Annotated in this window: 15 protein-coding genes and 1 tRNA gene; 11 read left to right on the forward strand and 5 right to left on the reverse strand. The window is 73.1% G+C overall.

Annotated elements, in window-relative coordinates:
- Positions 1-4: 4 nt before the first annotated feature.
- A complete protein-coding gene (locus ASG76_RS13270) occupies positions 5-2,101 on the reverse strand; it encodes an MMPL family transporter (protein WP_056603965.1) in 2,097 nt (698 codons plus the stop codon).
- 122 nt (positions 2,102-2,223) lie between these two features.
- On the opposite strand from ASG76_RS13270, the gene ASG76_RS13275 reads away from it, so the two are divergent.
- Positions 2,224-2,709, forward strand: a complete 486-nt coding sequence (locus ASG76_RS13275; protein WP_235529595.1) for a MarR family winged helix-turn-helix transcriptional regulator — start codon at positions 2,224-2,226, stop codon at positions 2,707-2,709.
- Positions 2,710-2,724: 15 nt separating this feature from the next.
- On the opposite strand, the gene ppgK is transcribed toward ASG76_RS13275, so the two are convergent.
- Positions 2,725-3,480, reverse strand: a complete 756-nt coding sequence (ppgK, locus tag ASG76_RS13280) for a polyphosphate--glucose phosphotransferase (RefSeq protein ID WP_056603968.1) — start codon at positions 3,478-3,480, stop codon at positions 2,725-2,727.
- A gap of 151 nt (positions 3,481-3,631) precedes the next feature.
- Between ppgK and ASG76_RS19810 the strand changes: the two genes are divergently transcribed.
- Positions 3,632-5,110 (forward strand): fatty acid desaturase, encoded by a 1,479-nt coding sequence (locus tag ASG76_RS19810; RefSeq protein WP_056603971.1) that lies wholly within the window; start codon positions 3,632-3,634, stop codon positions 5,108-5,110.
- Here the strand turns inward: ASG76_RS19810 and ASG76_RS13290 are convergent.
- From ASG76_RS13290 to ASG76_RS13300, 3 genes are all read right to left on the reverse strand, one after another.
- Positions 5,107-6,846, reverse strand: coding sequence for a selenocysteine-specific translation elongation factor (locus tag ASG76_RS13290; protein ID WP_056603974.1), 1,740 nt, complete (start codon positions 6,844-6,846; stop codon positions 5,107-5,109). The genes ASG76_RS19810 and ASG76_RS13290 overlap by 4 nt on opposite strands.
- Positions 6,847-6,859: 13 nt before the next feature.
- Positions 6,860-8,158 (reverse strand): L-seryl-tRNA(Sec) selenium transferase, encoded by a 1,299-nt coding sequence (selA, locus tag ASG76_RS13295; RefSeq protein ID WP_056603976.1) that lies wholly within the window; start codon positions 8,156-8,158, stop codon positions 6,860-6,862.
- A 31-nt stretch (positions 8,159-8,189) separates the two neighbouring features.
- A tRNA-Sec gene (locus tag ASG76_RS13300) sits at positions 8,190-8,284 on the reverse strand.
- A 37-nt stretch (positions 8,285-8,321) separates the two neighbouring features.
- On the opposite strand from ASG76_RS13300, the gene selD reads away from it, so the two are divergent.
- The 9 genes from selD to ASG76_RS13350 all read left to right on the forward strand — a co-directional run bounded on the left by selD (position 8,322) and on the right by ASG76_RS13350 (position 19,667).
- Positions 8,322-9,338: a selenide, water dikinase SelD gene (gene selD / locus ASG76_RS13305; RefSeq protein ID WP_056603979.1), complete on the forward strand. Its 1,017-nt coding sequence runs from the start codon at positions 8,322-8,324 to the stop codon at positions 9,336-9,338.
- Between the two features lie 84 nt (positions 9,339-9,422).
- Positions 9,423-12,812: a formate dehydrogenase gene (gene fdh, locus ASG76_RS13315; RefSeq protein ID WP_268788364.1), complete on the forward strand. Its 3,390-nt coding sequence runs from the start codon at positions 9,423-9,425 to the stop codon at positions 12,810-12,812.
- The gene (locus tag ASG76_RS13320; RefSeq protein WP_056603987.1) at positions 12,809-13,735 is read left to right on the forward strand and encodes a 4Fe-4S dicluster domain-containing protein; all 927 of its coding nucleotides are present in this window, start codon (positions 12,809-12,811) and stop codon (positions 13,733-13,735) included. Before fdh ends, ASG76_RS13320 begins: the two co-directional genes overlap by 4 nt.
- A complete protein-coding gene (gene nrfD, locus ASG76_RS13325; protein ID WP_056603990.1) occupies positions 13,732-14,742 on the forward strand; it encodes an NrfD/PsrC family molybdoenzyme membrane anchor subunit in 1,011 nt (336 codons plus the stop codon). Before ASG76_RS13320 ends, nrfD begins: the two co-directional genes overlap by 4 nt.
- Before the next feature lie 43 nt (positions 14,743-14,785).
- Positions 14,786-16,090, forward strand: a complete 1,305-nt coding sequence (locus tag ASG76_RS13330; RefSeq protein WP_056603993.1) for an OFA family MFS transporter — start codon at positions 14,786-14,788, stop codon at positions 16,088-16,090.
- Between the two features lie 19 nt (positions 16,091-16,109).
- Positions 16,110-16,679, forward strand: coding sequence for a TetR/AcrR family transcriptional regulator (locus tag ASG76_RS13335; protein WP_056603996.1), 570 nt, complete (start codon positions 16,110-16,112; stop codon positions 16,677-16,679).
- 25 nt (positions 16,680-16,704) lie between these two features.
- Positions 16,705-16,908, forward strand: coding sequence for a hypothetical protein (locus tag ASG76_RS13340; protein ID WP_056603999.1), 204 nt, complete (start codon positions 16,705-16,707; stop codon positions 16,906-16,908).
- A 133-nt stretch (positions 16,909-17,041) separates the two neighbouring features.
- Positions 17,042-18,430: an MFS transporter gene (locus tag ASG76_RS13345; protein WP_056604002.1), complete on the forward strand. Its 1,389-nt coding sequence runs from the start codon at positions 17,042-17,044 to the stop codon at positions 18,428-18,430.
- 10 nt (positions 18,431-18,440) lie between these two features.
- Positions 18,441-19,667: a M15 family metallopeptidase gene (locus ASG76_RS13350; RefSeq protein ID WP_157559108.1), complete on the forward strand. Its 1,227-nt coding sequence runs from the start codon at positions 18,441-18,443 to the stop codon at positions 19,665-19,667.
- Positions 19,668-19,681: the final 14 nt, after the last annotated feature.

Here is a 19,681-nt window from a genome sequence, read left to right on the forward strand (position 1 = left end):
CGCGTCAGCCGGTCACCTTCCGCGGCCACCAGAACTTCTCGCCGAGGGTCAGCGCGAGCGCCGGCACCAGCACCGTGCGTACGACGAGGGTGTCGAGCAGCACGCCCACGAAGATGATCGCGCCGAGCTGGGCCAGCACGACCAGGGGCAGCACGCCGAGGACGGCGAACACCGCGGCCAGCAGGATGCCTGCGCTCGTGATCACCCCGCCGGTGGCGGTGAGCGCGCGCAGCATCCCGGTGCGCGTGCCGTGCTCGCGCGCCTCCTCGCGGGCGCGGGTGACGAGGAAGATGTTGTAGTCGACGCCGAGCGCGACGAGGAACAGGAACGCGAGCAGGGGCACGCCGGTGTCCATCGCCTCGAAGCCGAACACCGTGCGGAACAGCACCCACGACGCGCCCATGCTGGCGGCGTACGTCGCCACGACGGTGGCCACGAGCAGGATGGGCGCCACGACCGAGCGGAGCAGCAGGAGCAGCGCGCCCAGCACCAGCAGGAGGATCAGCGGCAGGATGAGCAGCCGGTCCTGCGCGGCGTAGTCGCCCGCGTCGAGCGACTCGGCGTCGCCACCCCCGACGTGGGTGTCGTCGAAGCCGGCCACCGCGTCACGGACGTCGAGCACGATCGCCTGGGCGGCGTCGCTGCCGGGCTCGGCGTCGGGCACCGCGTCGATGCGGGTGATGCCGTCGCCGGTGGTGGAGATGCGGGCGGAGTCGACACCCTCCACGGCCTCCACGGCCGAGAGCACCTGCTCGGGGGTGTCGCGGGTGACGACCTGGACGGGATCGCTGGTGCCGGCCGGGAAGGACTGACCGAGCCGCTCGGCGGCCGAGATGGCCTCGGGACGCTGCAGGAACTGGTCGGCCGGGTCGAGCCCGGTGGTGATCGACAGCGTGCCGGAGGCCAGCACGACCAGGGCTGCGACGGTGCCGAGGACGAACGTGCGCGGGCGCCTGGCGACGGCCTCGCCGACGCGGTGCCACAGCGAGTTCGACTCGACCAGCACCGTGTCGCCCACGTGCGGCACGCGCGGCCAGAAGACCCAGCGGCCGAACAGCACCAGTGCCGCGGGAAGCACGACGAGCGCGAAGGCGGCCGCGATCACGACACCGACGGCGCACGCGACGCCGAGCCCGCGGGTGGTGGGGATGGCCGAGAGCAGCAGGGTCAGCAGGCCCAGCACCACGGTGGTGGCGCTCGACAGAACCGCCTCGGTGGTGCGCGCCAGGGCGTGGGCCATCGCCTGGTGGCGCGAGTCGGTGGTCTTGAGCTCGTCGCGGTAGCGGGAGATCAGCAGCAGGGCGTAGTCGGTGCCGGCGCCGAACACGAGCACGCTGAGGATGCCGACGGTGGACTCGTCCCACGCGACGCCCGTCGCCTCGAGCACGTTGGTCGCCACGATCGCGGACAGCCGATCGGCGACTCCCACGACGATCAGCGGGACCAGCCAGAGCACGGGGCTGCGGTAGGTGATGATCAGCAGCAGCGCGACGACGCCGGCCGTGGCGAGCAGCAGGCGGAAGTCGGCGCCGTCGAAGACCTGGCCGATGTCGGCCTGGATGCCGGCGGGTCCGGTCACCTGCACCGTGACGCCGTCGGGGGCGTCGGCGCGCAGCTGGTCGCGCAGCTCCTCGACCTTGTCGATGTTGTCGGTCGCGGACGACGACGTCACCGGTACGGCGACGAATGCGGCCGTGCCGTCCTCGGACACCACGACGGGTGACTGCTGCCCGCCCGCCCCGGCTCCGGGAGGACCACCGGCGCCCTCGGGAGCGCCTTCCCCGTCGCCGGCCTTCGAGAGCAGGCCGACGGCCTGCTGGGACAGGTCGCCCTGCACCGCCCGGTCGAGCTCCCCCGAGTCGGCCGTCCACAGCACGATCGCCACCTGGCCCTCGTCCTCGGGCAGCTGGTCGGCGAGCTGCACCGCGAGGGTGCTGTCGGCCCCGGAGGGGAGGGTGTCGGTGGCCGAGGCCTCGCGCGAGCCCTCGGGCACCAGCGCGATCACCGCGAGGGCGACCAAGAGCGGCACGAGCGCGACGAGCCAGGCGAGCCGGCGCCCGGCGATGGCGCGGGCCAGGGCGGGGGTGCGGTGGGGGGACACGGGTGCTCCTCGGAGGAAGGGGTGAGAAGTAGCTAGTCAGGGAGATTGCTAAGCAAGTTACTTATCAAGTTAGCGGTAGAATAGCTACAGTGCCAAGCGCACCTCGATCCGGAAGGACGGTCGTGACCGACCAGCAGCAGCCGACGACGGCACCCGTGTGGGCCGAGCGTGGACAGGAGCGGCAGCAGCCGCCGACCCTGCTCGCCCTGCGCGACCTCGTCGCGGCGGGCAGCCGGGTGACCCACGTGGTGGCGCGCCGCGCCGGCCTCAGCGAGACCGAGCTCGTCACGCTCGAGCACCTGAGCCGCGAGCAGATCGGCCCGGCCGAGGTCGCCCGACGCCTGGAGGTCTCGACCGCCGCCGCCACCGGCATCGTGGACCGCCTCGTCTCCCGGGGGCACGTCGAGCGGCGACCGCACGAGGTCGACCGACGGCGTACGGACCTGCACATCACCGACTCCGGGCGCGGCGAGATCGTCGGCCACCTGATGCCGATGTTCGCGGCGCTCGACCGTCACGACGCGGAGTTCAGCGACGAGGAGAAGGCGGTCGTCGAGCGCTACCTGCGCGGTGCGACGCGCGCCTTCGAGCGGGTGCTCGAGCCCTGAGGCGGGCCGGGGACGTCAGTCCTCGAGGCCGGCCTTGCGGTGCGCGACGAGCGCGGCACCCACGATGCCGGCGCGGTTCTGCAGCTTGGCCGGGATGATCTCGGTGTCGATCTCGATGAGGTGGCCGAACTTCTCCCACGACTTGCTCACCCCGCCGCCGACGACGAACAGGTCGGGGGTGAAGAGGCGCTCGACGTGGCGGAAGTACGCCGTCAGGCGGGTGGCCCAGTCCTCCCACGACAGGCCCTCGCGCTCGCGGGCGCTGGTGGCGGTGGTGACCTCGGCGACGGCGCCGTCGAGCTCGAGGTGGCCGAGCTCGGTGTTGGGCACCAGCTCGCCGTCCCAGATCATCGCCGAGCCGATGCCGGTGCCGAGCGTGATGACCAGGACCTGGCCGCGACGCCCGCGCGCGGCGCCGTACTCAGCCTCGGCCAGGCCGGCGGCGTCGGCGTCGTTGACGACGTGGACCTCGCGGCCCAGCGCCTCGGTGAAGATGGCGTCGGCGTCCTGGTGGATCCACGACGGGTCGATGTTGGCCGCGGACAGCACCACGCCGCGGCGCACGATGCCCGGCACGGTCACGCCGACGGGCTTCGTGGAGTCGGGGAACGACCCGACGATCTGCTTGAACACCGCCGCCACCGCCTGCGGGGTGGCGGGCTTGGGGGTGTCGATGCGGACCCGGTCGTGCGCGAAGTCGCCGATCGCGAGGTCGACCGGGGCGCCCTTGATCCCGGTGCCGCCGAAGTCGATGCCGAAGGGGTGCTCCATGGCTCCAACCTATCGCCAGCCCTCGGCGGGTGTGACGGGGGCAACACGCGACGAGACGGCGACGCCATCGTGGTTGACAGAACCCAGCCTCTTGTCAAAGTGGTTTACAGATCATATGGTCTTGTAAACCCCACGGCAGGAGGTCCGTCAGATGGCCGGCTACCCCACCCAGACTCCCGCGCGACTCGCACCCAGCGGCACGGTGCCCGAGGGCACCACCGAGCTCTGGAAGGACCGCAAGCGCTACCTGTGGCTCATCGGGCTGGTGGTGCCGAGCCTGGCCTTCGTCGGGTTCGGCGGCTACGTCGCGACGGGCTGGAGCGTGTGGTTCTGGATCGGGCCGATCGTGATCCTCGGCATCGTCCCGGCCATCGACCTCGTCGCTGGCCTCGACCGCTCCAACCCGCCCGACGACGTGATCGAGGCGCTGGAGAACGACCGCTACTACCGGTGGATCACCTACCTCTTCCTGCCCATCCAGTACGTCGGCTTCGTCGCGGCCATGGCCGTGGCCGGTGGCTGGGACGCGTTCGGCGTGCTGGCCGACGCCCCGCTGAGCACCGTCGACAAGCTGGGCCTGGCCATCTCGATCGGCTGCATCGGCGGCATCGGGATCAACACCGCCCACGAGCTGGGGCACAAGAAGGAGGCCAACGAGCGCTGGCTGTCGAAGATCGCGCTCGCCCAGGTCTTCTACGGCCACTTCTACATCGAGCACAACCGCGGCCACCACGTGCGCGTCGCGACGCCGGAGGACCCGGCGAGCTCCCGGCTGGGCGAGAACTTCTACCAGTTCTGGCCCCGCACGGTCGGCGGCTCGGTGAAGTCGGCCTGGCGCCTGGAGAAGCGCCGGCTCGCGCGGCGCAAGCAGGGCCCGTGGCGCCTCGACAACGACGTGCTCAACGCGTGGCTGATGTCGCTGGTGCTCTGGGCTGCGGTGATCGCGGCGTTCGGCGTCGAGGTGGCGCCGTACCTGCTCGTGCAGGCGGTCGTCGGCTTCTCGCTCCTCGAGGTCGTCAACTACATGGAGCACTACGGGATGCTGCGCCAGAAGGTCGGCGAGGGCGACCGCCGGCGCTACGAGCGCGTGCTGCCCGGTCACAGCTGGAACTCCAACAACATCGCGACCAACGTGCTGCTCTACCACCTGCAGCGCCACAGCGACCACCACGCCAACCCCACCCGGCGCTACCAGACGCTGCGCGACTTCGAGGAGAGCCCCACGCTGCCGACCGGCTATGCCGGGATGATCGTGCTGGCCATCGTCCCCGCGGTGTGGCGACGGGTGATGGACCAGCGGGTGGTCGACCACTTCGGCGGCGACGTGTCGCTGGCCAACATCAGCCCCCGCAAGCGCGAGGCCTACCTCAGGAGGTACGCCGCGCAGGGCACCGCCGCGGCTGCCGCGCCGGCCGAGGGGGAGGTGCTGCCGGGTGCGGTCGCGGAGGTGCTCGCCGCCCGGTGCCCCGGCTGCGAGTACGTCTACGAGGTGGCCGCGGGCGACGAGCACGAGGGCTTCGCCGCCGGCACCGCCTGGGCCGACATCCCGGCCGACTGGTGCTGCCCCGACTGCGGCGTGCGCGAGAAGGTCGACTTCGTGCCCTGCGAGCCCGAGAGGTCGGTCGCCTAGCTCCCTGACCGGGCGACGACCTCGCGCCGGTCGTCCGGCAGGCGCCGGGTGCGCCCGGTGCGGTCGAGGTGGTCGAGCAGCGGCAGCGCGACCCGGCGGGTCGTGCCCAGCCGCTCGCGCGCCGCGCTGGTGGTGAACGGCTGCTCGAGGCCGCGCAGGAGCTCGACCGCCCCGTCGACCGCACCGGGCGCCAGCACGATGCCGGGTGCGACCCGGCGCAGCAGGCCGCTGCGCTCGGCGGCTCCCAGCGCGCGCTCGTCGAGGCCGAGGTCGCGCAACCGGTCGGCGGTGGGGGCGGACCAGGGCGCGGCGGCGAGGTCGCGCAGCACCGCCTCCACCGAGCGACGTACGCCGTCGGGCAGGCCGGTCGCCTCCCCGACGACCCGACCGTCCACCACCCGCAGCGGCGCCCGCACGAGCGGCCGGACCAGCTCGGGCGACGGCAGCCGCAGCCGCGCGGCCAGCACGGAGAGCGGCACCGCCGGGTCGAGGGGGTGCGCGGCGGCGTGCTCGGCCACCAGCGCGGGCAGGCGCTGCGCGAGGGACCGGGCGACACCGGGGTCGACCAGCCACGGCCCGGTGCCGTCCTCGACGGGGACGCCCAGCCGGCGCAGGTGGTCGACGCGGGCGATGCCGCGCCGTGCCACCTCGTCGGCCAGGCGCGGTGTGCCGTCGGCGCCGGCCAGCTGGACGGCGCGGCGGGCGGCCGCACCGCGGCGGCGGAGCCGGGGCGGGTCGGGGTCGAGGACGTCGGTGCGCCACACCGTGCGACGTCCGGGGTCGCGCAGCAGCGCGCGGTCGCCGATCCGCAGCGGCAGGGGCCGTGACAGCGTGAGCCGGGCCACGCCCGGGCCGAGCGGCCGGAACCGCACGTCCACGTCGGCCGCCCCGACGTGCAGCACCGGCGAGGTCGGCGGCTCGCCCGGCCCGGACCACCGCACGTCGACCGTGTCGGTGTGGTGCCACGCGTCGGGGGTCACGAGCACGCTGCCGCGGGCCAGCTCGTCGGTGCGGCCGCCCAGGTTGAGCGCCACCCGGGCCACGCCGGAGACCGCGTCGCGGTCGCGGCCGAGCGCCTGCACCTCGCGCACCCGCAGCGGCGTGGCACCGAGGGCCAGCGTGTCGCCGCGGCGGACGGTGCCGGCGACCAGGGTGCCGGTCACGACGGTGCCCGCGCCGCGCACGGTGAAGCGCCGGTCCACCCACAGCCGCACGTCGGCGGCCGGGTCGGGCTCGGGCAGGGCGCGGACCAGGGCGACCAGCGCCGCTCGCACGTCGTCGAGGCCGGCCCCGGTGCGCGCGCTCACCGGCACGACGGGCGCACCCGCGAGGCCGGTGCCGGCCAGCTCCGCCTGCACGCGCGCCATCGCCGGGTGCGGATCGGCGAGGTCGGTGCGGGTGACGGCCACCACCGCGTGACGTACGCCGAGCGCGTCGAGGGCGGCGAGGTGCTCGGCGGCCTGCGGCATCCACGGGTCGTCGGCGGCGACCACGAGGAGCACGGCCGGCACCGGGCCGACCCCGGCGAGCATCGTGGTGAGGAAGCGCTCGTGGCCGGGCACGTCGACGAACGCCACCTCGCCGGTCCCGGGCCACTCGGTCCAGCAGTAGCCCAGCTCGATCGTCAGGCCGCGCCGCCGCTCCTCGGCCAGCCGGTCGGGGTGGGTGCCGGTGAGCGCCTCGACCAGCGCGGACTTGCCGTGGTCGACGTGGCCGGCGGTTGCCACGACGTGCATCAGGGGCGCTCCATCAGACGGGCTCCGCCACGCCGCGCACGGCCTCGGCGAGGTCGGCGTCCTCCGCGGGGTCGACGGCGAAGAGGTCGAGGAGCAGCCGCCCGCGCTCGAGCCGGCCGACGACGGGCAGGTCGGCTGCGCGCAGCGCGACGGCGTAGGCCTCGGGCAGCGCGATCGCGACGCTCGGCAGCACGACGTCGGGCGCACCGCCACCTCCGACGGCTGCGTCGCTGTCGACGACCTCGGCGCCGAGGTGGTCGGGCAGGCTCGCGGCGATCCGCTCGGCCCGGGTGCGCAGGTCGTCGACGTGCCGGGCGAGCGCTGCGGGCACGGGCGGCACCGGTCCGGTGAGGGTCGCCTCCAGCGCGGCGAGGGTCAGCTTGTCGACGCGCAGCGCCCGCGCGAAGGGGTCGCGCCGCAGCCGCTCGACGAGCGGCTCGCGGCCCAGGAGCAGCCCGCACTGCGGCCCCCCGAGCAGCTTGTCGCCGGACGCGGTGACCAGGTCGGCCCCGGCCTCGAGCGCGCTCGTGGCGTCGGGCTCGTCGGGCAGGCGGGGGTGGCGCCGCAGCAGGCCGGAGCCGATGTCGACGACGAGCGGCGCGGCCAGGGTCGCGAGCTCGCCGGCGGGGACCTGGGAGGTGAAGCCGCGGACCGAGAAGTTGGAGGGGTGCACCTTGAGGACGAAGGCGGTGTCGTCGTCGACGGCTCGCTCGTAGTCCTCGAGCCGCACCCGGTTGGTCGTGCCGACCTCGCGCAGCCGCGCGCCGACCGACTCCATCAGCTCGGGGATCCTGAAGCCGTCGCCGATCTCCACCAGCTCGCCGCGCGCGATCACGACCGAGCCGCCGTCGCGGCAGAGCACGCGGGTGACCAGGGCGAGCGCGGCGGCACCGTTGTTGACCACGTGGACCGCCTCGGCGGCCGGCACCTGCTCGGCGAGCGCCTCGAGCGTGCCCCGCCCGCGGCGTCCACGGCGTGCGGTGGCGAGGTCGAGCTCGACGTCGGTCGGCCCGGCCGCGGTGCGCAGGGCGTCGACGGCGGCGGGGGAGAGCGGGGCGCGGCCGAGGTTGGTGTGCACCAGCACCCCCGTGGCGTTGACGACGCGACGCAGCGTGGTGGCGCCCGGCGGCAGCGTCGCGACGGCCTCGTCGGCGACGTCGGCCGGCGCGATCTCACCGGAGCGGCACCGCGCCTGCGCCGCGACGACGCAGCGCTTGACCAGGTCGGGGCCGAGCCGCTCCGCGGCCTCGCGCAGCCGCGGGTCGGCGAGGACCTGGTCGGTGCGGGGGACCGCGCGTCTCGGATCCGGCACCGCACTCCCCTCCGAACGCCCCGCTGACGACTGGCGGAGGCGGACGGGAATCGAACCCGCCTGGCCCAGGTGCTGGGCCACCACGGTTTTGAGGACCGCGTCCGTCACCAGACGAGAACCGCCTCCGCGTGCAGCGTAGCCACAGCCCTCCTAGGTTGGCCCCATGACGTCACCCCTCCGGTTGACCCAGTACGCCGCCGGCGGCGGATGCGCCTGCAAGGTGCCCCCCGGCGAGCTCGAGCGCGTGCTCGCCGGCCTGCCCGGCGGCCGCGCCGGCGACCCCGGCGCCGAGGGCGAGCTCGTCGTCGGCGTCGAGCACGGCGACGACGCGGCGGCTGTGCGGATCCACCCTGCCGCCGACGGCACCGGCCGCGTCGTCATCCTCACCACCGACTTCTTCACCCCCGTGGTCGACGACCCCTACGACTGGGGGCGCATCGCGGCCGCCAACGCGCTGTCCGACGTCTACGCCATGGGCGGCACCCCGGTCGTCGCGGTCAACCTGCTCGGCTGGCCGCGCGAGAAGCTGCCCTTCGAGCTGGCCGCGGAGGTGATGCGTGGGGGCGCCGACGTGTGTGCGCAGGCCGGCACGCACCTCGCGGGCGGGCACAGCATCGACGACCCCGAGCCGAAGTACGGCTTGGCGGTGACCGGGCTCGGCGACCCCGACCGGCTGCTGCGCAACGACGCCGCGCGCGCCGGGCTGCCCCTCACGCTGACCAAGCCGCTGGGGCTCGGTGTGCTCAACAACCGGCACAAGGCCACCGGCGAGCGGTTCGACGAGGCGGTCGCGGTGATGACCACCCTCAACCGCGACGCGTCGCTCGCGGCGCTCAGGGTCGGGCACCGCGCCGCCACCGACGTCACCGGCTTCGGCCTGCTCGGCCACCTGATGAAGATGATGCGTGCCAGCGGGACCTCCGCGGTCGTCGACGCCGCCGCGGTGCCGTACGTCGACGGGGCCCGGCAGTCGCTCGCCGCGGGCCACGTGCCGGGTGGGAGCCGGCGCAACCTCGACTGGGTGCGTCCGCACCTCGACGCGGAGGTCGACGAGGACGAGCTGCTGCTCCTCGCCGACGCCCAGACCTCCGGCGGCCTGCTCGTCGTGGGCGAGCTGCCGGGCCACCCCGTGGTCGGCGAGGTCGTGCCGCGCGGCGACCACCTGCTGACGGTCCGCTGACTCACCCCCGGGGATGGTGGACGAGGTTGGAACCCCGGCCTATGGTCGGGAGGCGGACGGGGGTCCACTGACCAGGAGGCTCGGGTGACGGAGAAGGCGGCTCGCACGAAGCGCTCGTCGCTGCCGTGGCCGGTCCTGCGCCAGCTCAAGGACGGCGACGTCCTCGGCCGTGGCCGCTCCGTGCGCTCGAAGCGCACCGACGACATCGAGCCCCGCACCGCGACCGCCGACCGCGTCGCCCGCAGCGTCTGCCCCTACTGCGCCGTCGGGTGCGGGCAGAAGGTCTTCGTCAAGGACGAGCAGGTCGTGCAGATCGAGGGCGACCCCCACAGCCCGGTCAGCCGCGGGCGGCTGTGCCCCAAGGGCTCGGCCAGCAAGAACCTGGTGACCAGCTCGCTGCGCCAGACCGCGGTGAAGTACCGCGCCCCCTACGCCACCGAGTGGCAGGAGCTCGACCTCCACACCGCGATGGACATGGTCGCCGACCGCGTCGTGAAGGCGCGGCGCGACAGCTGGCAGGACATCGACGAGCACGGTCGCAAGGTCCGGCGCACGATGGGGATCGCCAGCCTCGGCGGGGCGACGCTGGACAACGAGGAGAACTACCTCATCAAGAAGCTCTTCACCGCGATGGGCGCCATCCAGATCGAGAACCAGGCGCGTATTTGACACTCCGCCACCGTCCCCGGTCTGGGGACCAGCTTCGGACGCGGAGGCGCCACCGGCTACACGGCCGACCTGGCCAACGCTGACTGCATCGTCATCCAGGGCTCCAACATGGCCGAGGCCCACCCGGTGGGCTTCCAGTGGGTCGTGGAGGCGAAGAAGCGCGGTGCGCGGGTCATCCACGTCGACCCGCGGTTCACCCGCACCAGCGCGCTCGCGCACCAGCACGTGCCGATCCGCGTGGGCAGCGACATCGCGTTCCTCGGCGGGATCATCAACTACGTCCTGACCAACGAGCTCGACTTCCGCGACTACGTCGTCAGCTACACCAACGCCGCGACGATCGTCAGCGACAAGTTCGTCGACGTCGACGACCTCGACGGCCTGTTCTCCGGGTTCAACCCGGAGACGCGGACGTACGACCCCTCGAGCTGGCAGTACGCCCAGGAGGACGACGACGAGGAGACGCACCGCTCCCAGGCCAGCACGGCCGGCGACCACGTGGAGCAGCGCGACACCGCCGCCGGCATGCAGCACGAGTCCCACGGGCACAGCGCCAGCGCGCACCCTCCGCGCGACGAGACGTTGCAGCACCCGCGCTGCGTCTACCAGGTGCTCAAGCGCCACTACGCCCGCTACACCCCCGAGGTCGTCGAGCAGGTCTGCGGCGTCTCGCAGGACGACTTCCTCGCGGTGTGCAAGGCGTGGACGGAGAACTCCGGGCGCGAGCGCACCACCGCGCTGGTCTACAGCGTCGGCTGGACCCAGCACAGCGTCGGGGTGCAATACATCCGCGCCGGCGCGATCCTCCAGCTGCTGCTCGGCAACATGGGCCGCCCGGGCGGCGGCATCATGGCGCTGCGCGGCCACGCCAGCATCCAGGGCTCGACCGACATCCCCACGCTGTTCAACCTCCTCCCGGGCTACCTCCCGATGCCCAACGCGGCCAAGCACCAGACGCTGAGCGACTGGATCGAGAGCGTGCGCAACCCCGGCGCCAAGGGCTTCTGGGCCAACGCGGGGGCCTACGGCGTCAACCTGCTCAAGGCCTACTGGGGCGACGCCGCGACGCCCGACAACGACTTCTGCTTCGACTACATGCCGCGCATCACCGGCGACCACGGCACCTACCGCACCGTGCTCGACATGATCGACGGCAAGGTGAAGGGCTACTTCCTGCTCGGCCAGAACCCCGCGGTCGGCTCGGCGCACGGACGCGCGCAACGCCTCGGGATGGCCAACCTCGACTGGCTCGTGGTCCGCGACCTGTTCGAGATCGAGAGCGCGACCTTCTGGAAGGACTCGCCCGAGATCGCGACGGGCGAGATCGTCACGGAGGAGTGCGGCACCGAGGTGTTCCTCTTCCCCGCCGCCTCCCACGTGGAGAAGGAAGGCACCTTCACCCAGACGCAGCGGATGCTGCAGTGGCGCGAGAAGGCGGTCGAGCCGCCGGGCGACGCCACCTCCGAGCTGTGGTTCTTCTACCACCTCGGTCGCATGGTGCGTGAGCGCCTGGCGGGCTCCGGCGACGAGCGCGACCGCCCGGTCCTCGACCTCGCCTGGGACTACCCCCTCCACGGTGACCCCGAGCAGGTCGCGGCCGGCTGGGGAGAGCCCAGCGCGGAGGCGGTGCTCAAGGAGATCAACGGCTTCGAGGTCGCCACCGGCCGTCCGCTGTCGTCGTTCACCGAGATGAAGGACGACGGCTCCACCCTCGGCGGCTGCTGGATCTACACCGGCGTGTACGCCGACGGCGTCAACCAGGCCGCGCGCCGCAAGTCGCGCCACGACCAGTCGCCCGTGGCCCCCGAGTGGGGCTGGGCGTGGCCGATGAACCGCCGCATCCTCTACAACCGCGCCTCCGCCGACCCCGAGGGCCGGCCGTGGAGCGAGCGCAAGGCCTACGTCTGGTGGGACCCGGAGAAGGGCGAGGCCGGCGAGTGGACCGGCGACGACGTGCCCGACTTCGAGAAGACCAAGCCGCCGTCCTACCGCGCGCCCGAGGGCTCCGACGGCGTCGCGGCCATCGAGGGCATCGACCCGTTCATCATGCAGGGCGACGGGAAGGGCGCGCTCTACGTGCCGCAGGGCCTCGTCGACGGTCCGATGCCCACGCACTACGAGCCCGTCGAGTCGCCGTTCCGCAACCTCATGCACGGCCAGCAGGGCAACCCGACGCGCAAGGAGTACCGCCGCGACGACAACCGGATGAACCCGGTGCCCGACGACGACCACGCCGACGTGTTCCCCTTCGTCTTCACCACCAGCCGCCTCACCGAGCACCACACCGCCGGCGGCATGAGCCGCTACCTCGAGCACCTCGCCGAGCTACAGCCGGAGATGTTCGTCGAGGTGTCCCCGGCGCTCGCGAAGGAGCGCGGCCTCGAGCACATGGGCTGGTGCCACGTGATCACCGCGCGCTCGGCGATCGAGGGTCGGGTGCTCGTCACCGAGCGGCTGCGCCCGCTGCGCGTGGAGGGCCGCACGGTCCACCAGGTCTGGATGCCCTACCACTGGGGACAGGGCGGCCTGGTGAGCGGCGACTCGGCCAACGACCTCTTCGGCATCTCCCTCGACCCCAACGTGCTCATCCAGGAGAGCAAGGTCGGCACGTGCGACGTCCAGCCCGGCAGGCGTCCCACCGGCACCGCGCTGCGTGACTACGTCGACGGCTACGTCGCACGCTCGGGCGCCGTGGACCACGTGGTCCCGGTCGTGACCGCCTCTGCCGACGCCGTACGCCGTTCGCACGACGTGCAGGACGAGGGCAAGGAACAGCACGCGCCCCACCAGGTGGAGGACCAGTGATCGGCCGCAACAGTCTATTCGGGCCCCTCGACCCGGCGCCCGACGCCGGCTACGAGGCGCCCCCGCCACGCAAGGGGTTCTTCACCGACACCAGCGTCTGCATCGGCTGCAAGGCCTGCGAGGTGGCGTGCAAGGAGTGGAACGACGTCCCGGAGAACCTGTTCGAGATGCTCGGCACGTCCTACGACAACAGCCACTCGCTCAACGCCAACCAGTGGCGCCACGTCGCGTTCATCGAGCGTCCGGGCACCGCGCCCGTGCCGGACCGGCCCGCCGTCGACCTCGGGATGCCGACGGTCGGCGCCGCGCCCAGCGACGTACCGGAGGAGGCGAAGCCGGACTTCCAGTGGCTGATGTCGTCCGACGTGTGCAAGCACTGCACCCACGCGGCCTGCCTCGACGTGTGCCCGACAGGGTCGCTGTTCCGCTCGGAGTTCGGCACGGTCGTGGTGCAGGACGACATCTGCAACGGCTGCGGCTACTGCGTCGCGGCCTGCCCCTACGGCGTGATCGACCGCCGCGAGGGACCCGAGGGCGACCCGCGCGTGGGCATCGCGCAGAAGTGCACCCTCTGCTACGACCGGCTCACCGACAACCAGCGCCCGGCGTGCGCGCAGGCCTGCCCGACCGAGTCGATCCTCTTCGGCGACGTCGACGAGCTGCGCGAGCGCGCCAACGAGCGCGTCGCGGCCCTGCACGAGCAGGGGGTGATGGACGCCCGGCTCTACGGCAACGACCCCGACGACGGCGTCGGCGGCACCGGTGCCTTCTTCCTGCTGCTCGACGAGCCGGAGGTCTACGGCCTGCCGCCCGACCCGGTGGTGACGACCAAGGACCTGCCGCGGATGTTCAACCGCGCGGGTCTGGCAGCGACGTTCATGCTCGCCGGTGCCGCGGCGTCGTTCCTGCGGAGGAACCGATGACCCAGGTGCACGGCGGCAGCCCGTCGCGGCAGCGTGGCAGCAGGCGCGGCGGCGACCGGATCATGGTGCCGGAGGCCGACTTCAGCTCCTACTACGGGCGGCCGATCGTGAAGCCCGCGCCGTGGGAGAACGACATCGCCTACTACCTCTTCACCGGAGGGGTGGCGGCCGGCAGCGCACTGCTCGCCGCCGGCGCCGACCTCACCGGTCGACCCGGCCTGCGCCGGGTCGCACGGTTCGGCTCGCTCGGCGGACTGGGCCTGAGCATCGGCTTCCTCGTGCACGACCTCGGCAAGCCGAGCCGCTTCCTCAACATGCTGCGCGTCGCCAAGCTGACCTCGCCGATGTCGGTCGGCACCTGGATCCTCAGCCTGCACGGGCCCTTCGCCGCGCTCGCGTCGGGCTCCGAGATCGTCGCGATGCTGCCTGCGCACTGGCAGCGCGGCCCGCTCGGGCTCGTCGTCACCCTGGGCCGTCCCGCCGGCCTGGTCGGCGCAGTGACGGCCCCGCCGGTGGCGGCGTACACCGCGGTGCTGCTCGCCGACACCGCGACTCCCGCCTGGCACTCCGCCCACGAGGAGCTCCCCTTCGTCTTCTGCGGCTCCGCCGCGGCCGCGTCGGGCGGGCTGGGCCTGCTGGGTGCGCCGGTCGCGGAAGCCGGCCCCGCCAGGGCCTTCGCCGTCGGTGGCGCGCTCGTCGAGCTGGCCGCCGAGCAGCGGATGGAGGCCTCGATGGGCCTGTCCGCCGAGACGCTGCACCAGGGCGTGGCAGGTCGGTGGATGCGCGCCAGCAAGGCGCTCACCGTCGCCGGTGCGGTCGGTGCCCTGGCCGGACGCCGCAGCAGGCTGCTGTCGATGGCGTCCGGCGCGGCGCTGATGGCGGGCTCGCTGTGCACCCGCATGGGCGTCTTCGAGGCGGGCCTCGCCTCCGCGCGCGACCCGAAGTACACCGTCGTGCCGCAGCGTGAGCGGGTGGACCAAGGGGTACCGGTACGTCACCAGGAATGACCCGTGCGTGCCGACCGGCACTCGGGCCCGGATGGAGGAACAGATGAGCGATCGCGACGTCACCCACGACAGCCCGCACCCCGCGGACGGTTCGACGCACGGTGCTTCGCCTGGCGGCCTGCGCTGGATGCTGGTCGCCGCCGGGCTGCTGCTGCAGTTCTCGATCGGCGCGGTCTACGCCTGGTCGGTCTTCGGCGGTGCGCTGGAGAAGGCTGATCCGTGGCAGCTGAGCAAGGTGCGCGCGGCGCTGCCGTTCGAGGTCACGATCGGCATGATCTTCATCGGCAGCTATGTCGGCGGCCGGCTGCAGGACGCGCGCGGACCGCGGATCGTCGCGCTCATCGGTGGCGTCATCTACGCCGTCGGCATCCTGCTCGCCTCGTTCACCAACGGCGAGGGCGACTACTGGCTGCTCATCCTCGGCTACGGCGTGATCAGCGGCTTCGGCCTCGGCTTCGCCTACATCGTGCCGATCGCGATGCTGCAGAAGTGGTTCCCCGACAAGAAGGGACTCATCACCGGCCTGGCCGTCGGCGGCTTCGGCTTCGGCGCCGTGCTGACCTCGCCGGTCGCGCAGTGGCTCATCGACCGCAGCCCCGACGACCCGACCGGGGCCTTCCTCCCGCTCGGCATCGCCTACCTGGTCATGTCGCTGATCGGCGCGTCGTTCTTCCGCAACCCGCCGCAGGGCTACGTCGTGCCCGGCTTCGAGCCGGTGTCCGCGGAGGGCGGCGGCTCGGAGGTCGGCAAGGACTACACGCAGGGCGAGGCGCTGCGCACGCCCCAGTGGTACCTCCTGACCGCGATCCTCACCCTCAGCGTCAGCGCCGGCATCTCTCTGATCTCGCAGGCCAAGACGAGCGCCACCGACATCTCCGGCTACAGCGTGACCGCGGCCGCGACCCTCGTGGGCGTCCTCGCGATCTTCAACGGCGGAGGCCGGATCTTCTGGGCCGCGGTGTCGGACAAGATCGGCCGGATGCGCACCTTCGCCGCCATCCTGGTGCTGCAGGGCGTGTGCCTGCTGCTGCTGCCGCACGCCTCCAACGCGGCGTTCTTCGCGATCCTCGCCGCGATCGTCTACCTCTGCTACGGCGGCACGTTCGGCACGATGCCCGCCACCGCCGGCGACTTCTTCGGCGTGCGCAACGCCGGCGCGATCTACGGCCTGATGCTCGTCGGCTGGAGCCTCGGCGGCGTCATCGGCCCGCTGATCGCCTCCGCGCTGATCGGTGAGGACAAGGCCTACACGGTGGCCTACACGGTGATCGGCATCATCGCGCTCGCGTCGGTGGCGCTCACCTTCATCACCAAGGTGCCCGAGGGCCGGGAGGTCAAGCGCGCCTGAGGGCTGCGAGACTCCTCGCATGGCCACCGCCACCAGCACCCGTGAGCGCATCATCGCGGTGGCCGTCGAGCTGACCACGTCGGCGGGGTGGGCCTCGGTGACGATGGCCCGCCTCGCCGAGGCCGCGGGCGTGAGCCGGCAGACGGTCTACAACGAGGTCGGCTCCAAGCCGGTGCTCGCCGAGACGATGATCCTCGAGGAGCTCGCACGCTTCCTGCGGGTGGTCGAGGAGGCCTTCGACGCCGAGCCCGCCGAGCTGACCCGCGCGATCGAGCGCGCCGTCTGCGACGTCCTCACCTACGCCCGCGCCAACCCGCTGCTGCACGCGGTCGTCAGCGCCACCCACGGCGCCGACACCGAGCTGCTCCCGCTGCTGACGACCAACGCGGGCTCGCTGCTCGGGGTGGCCAAGGACGTCATCAGCGCGCGCGTGGCGCCGTACGCCCCCGGCATCGACGCCGCCCACCTCGACCCCGCGATCGACATGGTCGTCCGTGTCGTGCTGAGCCACGTGATGCAGCCGTCGGGCTCGCCGGAGGAGACCGGCGCCGACATCGCGTGGCTGGCCGGGCGGGTGCTCCAGGGCTGACGGCGCGTGCGCCACAATCACGGTCGTGTCGTCGGATGACCGGTCGGACCTGGTGGCCGAGATGTACGCCCTCGTCCGCGAGCAGGCCCCGCTCCACGAGGTGACCCACGAGGTGCGCGACCTCGTCGGCGGGACGGAGGTCGTCCACGGGCCCTGGCAGAGGCGGATGCGCGCGCCCTCCTCGGTGACGACTCGCGCTGGGTGCTCGGGATCGCCGACGGTCACGTGATGCTCAGCCTCACCGACGAGGGCGCGCGTCACGACCAACCGGAGTGGTCGTCGCTCGTCACGCGCACGCCGTAGGTCTGCGTCGCTCGAGCGGCAGCCGCACCTGACGACGTTCGGCCCCCTAGCCTGTCCTCGTGAGCGGAGTCGCGTGGGGTACGCCGGCAGCGCGGGGGATCGTCGCAGCGGCGACCCTCGGCTCGGGGCTGACGCTGCTCGACGGCACCGTGGTCAACGTCGCGCTGCGCACGATGGGCACCGACCTCGACGCCTCGCTGGAGCAGCTGCAGTGGATCACCAACGGCTACTTCCTCTCGCTGGCCTCGCTGATCCTGCTCGGTGGCTCGCTGGGTGACCGGCTGGGCCGGCGCCGGGTCTTCGTGGTCGGCACGGTCTGGTTCGCGCTGGCTTCCCTGGCGTGCGGGCTCGCGCCCACCGCCGAGGTGCTCATCGCGGCGCGGGTGCTGCAGGGCGTGGGCGGCGCGCTGCTGACGCCGGGCAGCCTCGCGATGATCCAGGGGGCCTTCCGGGCCGAGGACCGCAGCCGTGCGATCGGCGCCTGGTCGGGCCTCGGCGGCATCGCGGCGGCGCTCGGCCCGCTCGTCGGTGGCCTGCTCATCGACCACGCGTCGTGGCGGTGGATCTTCCTCATCAACCTGCCGCTCGCAGCCCTCACGGTGTGGCTGGCGCAGCGGTGGGTGCCGGAGACCCGCGACCCACGCGCCCCGGGCCGCTTCGACGTCCCGGGCGCGGTCCTCGCCTCGCTGGCCCTGGCCGGCACCACCTGGGCGCTGACCGACGCCGGGGGCGCAGCCACGTGGTGGGCCGCTGCGGTCGGGCTCGCCGCCGCGGTGGCGTTCGTCCTCGTCGAGCGCCGCACCCGCCGCCCGATGGTGCCGCTCGAGCTCTTCGCCGACCGCACCTTCAGCGCGGCCAACGCGATGACGCTCCTGGTCTACGCCGCGCTCGGCGCGATCCTCTTCTTCCTCGTCCTCCAGCTGCAGACCGTCGGCGGCTACGGCGCCCTCGGGGCCGGCCTCTCGACCCTGCCGATCACGGTCTGCATGCTGTTCCTCGCTGCTCGCGGCGGCGCGCTCGGCGAGCGCATCGGCCCCCGCATCCCGATGACCTTCGGGCCGGTCGTGATGGCGGCGGGCACCCTGGGCCTGCTCGCGGTCGGTCCCGACGTCGTGTGGTGGCGCGACGTGGCTCCGGGTCTCACCGTCTTCGGCCTCGGGCTGGCGCTGATGGTCGCGCCACTGACCGCGACCGTGCTCGCCGCGGCGCCCGACGAGGTCACCGGCACCGCCAGCGGCATCAACAACGCCGTCGCCCGCGCAGGGTCGCTGCTCGCCGTCGCCGCGCTGCCGATGGCGGTCGGCCTGGCAGGTGACGACTACCGCGACCCGGCGCGCTTCGACACGGCGTACGGGAGCGCGCTGACGGCCTGCGCGGTGCTGCTGGTGCTGGGCGGCGTGATCTCGTGGCTGACCATCCCGGCCCGGCTCCGTGCACCCGATGCCTAGAGTCGTGGCCATGCGCGTACGACGGGGGGCCGGGGTCGCGGCGACCGCTGCCCTGGTCGTGCTCCTCGGCGCGTGCAGCGGCTCCGGGGGGACGGCCGGGCCCGACCCGGCACCGACCTCCGCCCAGGAGACCCGCGAGGCCCCGACCGGCAAGCCGTCGAGCACGGCCGCGCCCGTCGCCGACCCGGCCCACGCGGTCGACCCGCCGGGCAGGCGCAAGGGCCGGCTGTGGAGCGCCGACATCCTCGTGCAGTGGGACAAGCCCCTCGACGACGACCTCGTCGAGCAGATCGAGAAGCTGAAGGGCGTCGCCCACACCGAGCGCATCGGGCTGGGCCAGGTCAGCCTGGAGAACCGCGTGCTGACGGTCGCCGCGGTCGACCCCGACGGCTACCGGCTCTTCACCCAGGCCGAGGTCGCCGACCTGCAGGAGGCCTGGGACCGCGTCGCCGGCGGGGAGATGGCGATCGACCAGGCTGTCGCACGGCGCCTGGTCGACAAGGCAGGCATGATCACGCTCGGCAGCGATGACGAGGCCCCGACCCTGCACGTGGGGGCGTACACCCCCCAGATCCCCACGATCGACATGGTCGTCAACACCGCCTGGGCCGACGACATCGAGATGTCGGTCGACAACGGCCTGCTGATCTCCACCGACAGCATCACGCCGGCCACCATCCGCAAGCCGCTCGAGCGCCTCGTCGGCAAGGACGCCTCGGTGCAGATGCTCGACGTCGCCTCGCGCATCGGCCTCGACCCCGACGCCCGGCTCACCGCGATCCCGACCGGCGGCACCCTCGGCAGCGTCGTCGGCACCTACACCTACCGTGTCATCGGCGGTGGCCGCATCGCTCCGGACGCCTCCTGGGTGGCGGCCAACATCCGCACCGAGGTCGTGCCGATCCTGGGCAGCGTCACCTGCCACCGCGACCTCTTCCCGCAGCTGCGCGCCGCCCTGCTCGAGGTGCAGCAGCGCGGGCTGGCGAGCGCGATCCACCCCGACGAGTACGCCGGGTGCTACTACCCGCGCTTCATCGCCGGCACCACCACGCTGTCCAACCACTCCTTCGGCCTGGCCCTCGACCTCAACGTGCCGGGCAACGGTCGCGGCACCGTCGGCGAGATGGACCGCGACGTGGTGTCGATCTTCAAGACGTGGGGCTTCGCGTGGGGCGGCGACTGGCGCTTCACCGACCCGATGCACTTCGAGCTGGCCGAGGTGAAGCGGCCCGGCTGAGGTTTCGACGCGCG

The sequence above is a fragment of the Nocardioides sp. Soil774 genome, assembly GCF_001428125.1.
Taxonomy (GTDB): domain Bacteria; phylum Actinomycetota; class Actinomycetes; order Propionibacteriales; family Nocardioidaceae; genus Nocardioides.

Coding starts and splice junctions, on each gene's coding strand:
- ASG76_RS19810 (WP_056603971.1), top strand. CDS start 3,632: ATGGCCGGCTACCCCACCCAGACTCCCGCGCGACTCGCACCCAGCGGC.
- nrfD (WP_056603990.1), top strand. CDS start 13,732: ATGACCCAGGTGCACGGCGGCAGCCCGTCGCGGCAGCGTGGCAGCAGG.
- ppgK (WP_056603968.1), bottom strand. CDS start 3,480: ATGGAGCACCCCTTCGGCATCGACTTCGGCGGCACCGGGATCAAGGGC.
- ASG76_RS13335 (WP_056603996.1), top strand. CDS start 16,110: ATGGCCACCGCCACCAGCACCCGTGAGCGCATCATCGCGGTGGCCGTC.
- ASG76_RS13290 (WP_056603974.1), bottom strand. CDS start 6,846: ATGCACGTCGTGGCAACCGCCGGCCACGTCGACCACGGCAAGTCCGCG.
- ASG76_RS13330 (WP_056603993.1), top strand. CDS start 14,786: ATGAGCGATCGCGACGTCACCCACGACAGCCCGCACCCCGCGGACGGT.
- selD (WP_056603979.1), top strand. CDS start 8,322: ATGACGTCACCCCTCCGGTTGACCCAGTACGCCGCCGGCGGCGGATGC.
- ASG76_RS13350 (WP_157559108.1), top strand. CDS start 18,441: ATGCGCGTACGACGGGGGGCCGGGGTCGCGGCGACCGCTGCCCTGGTC.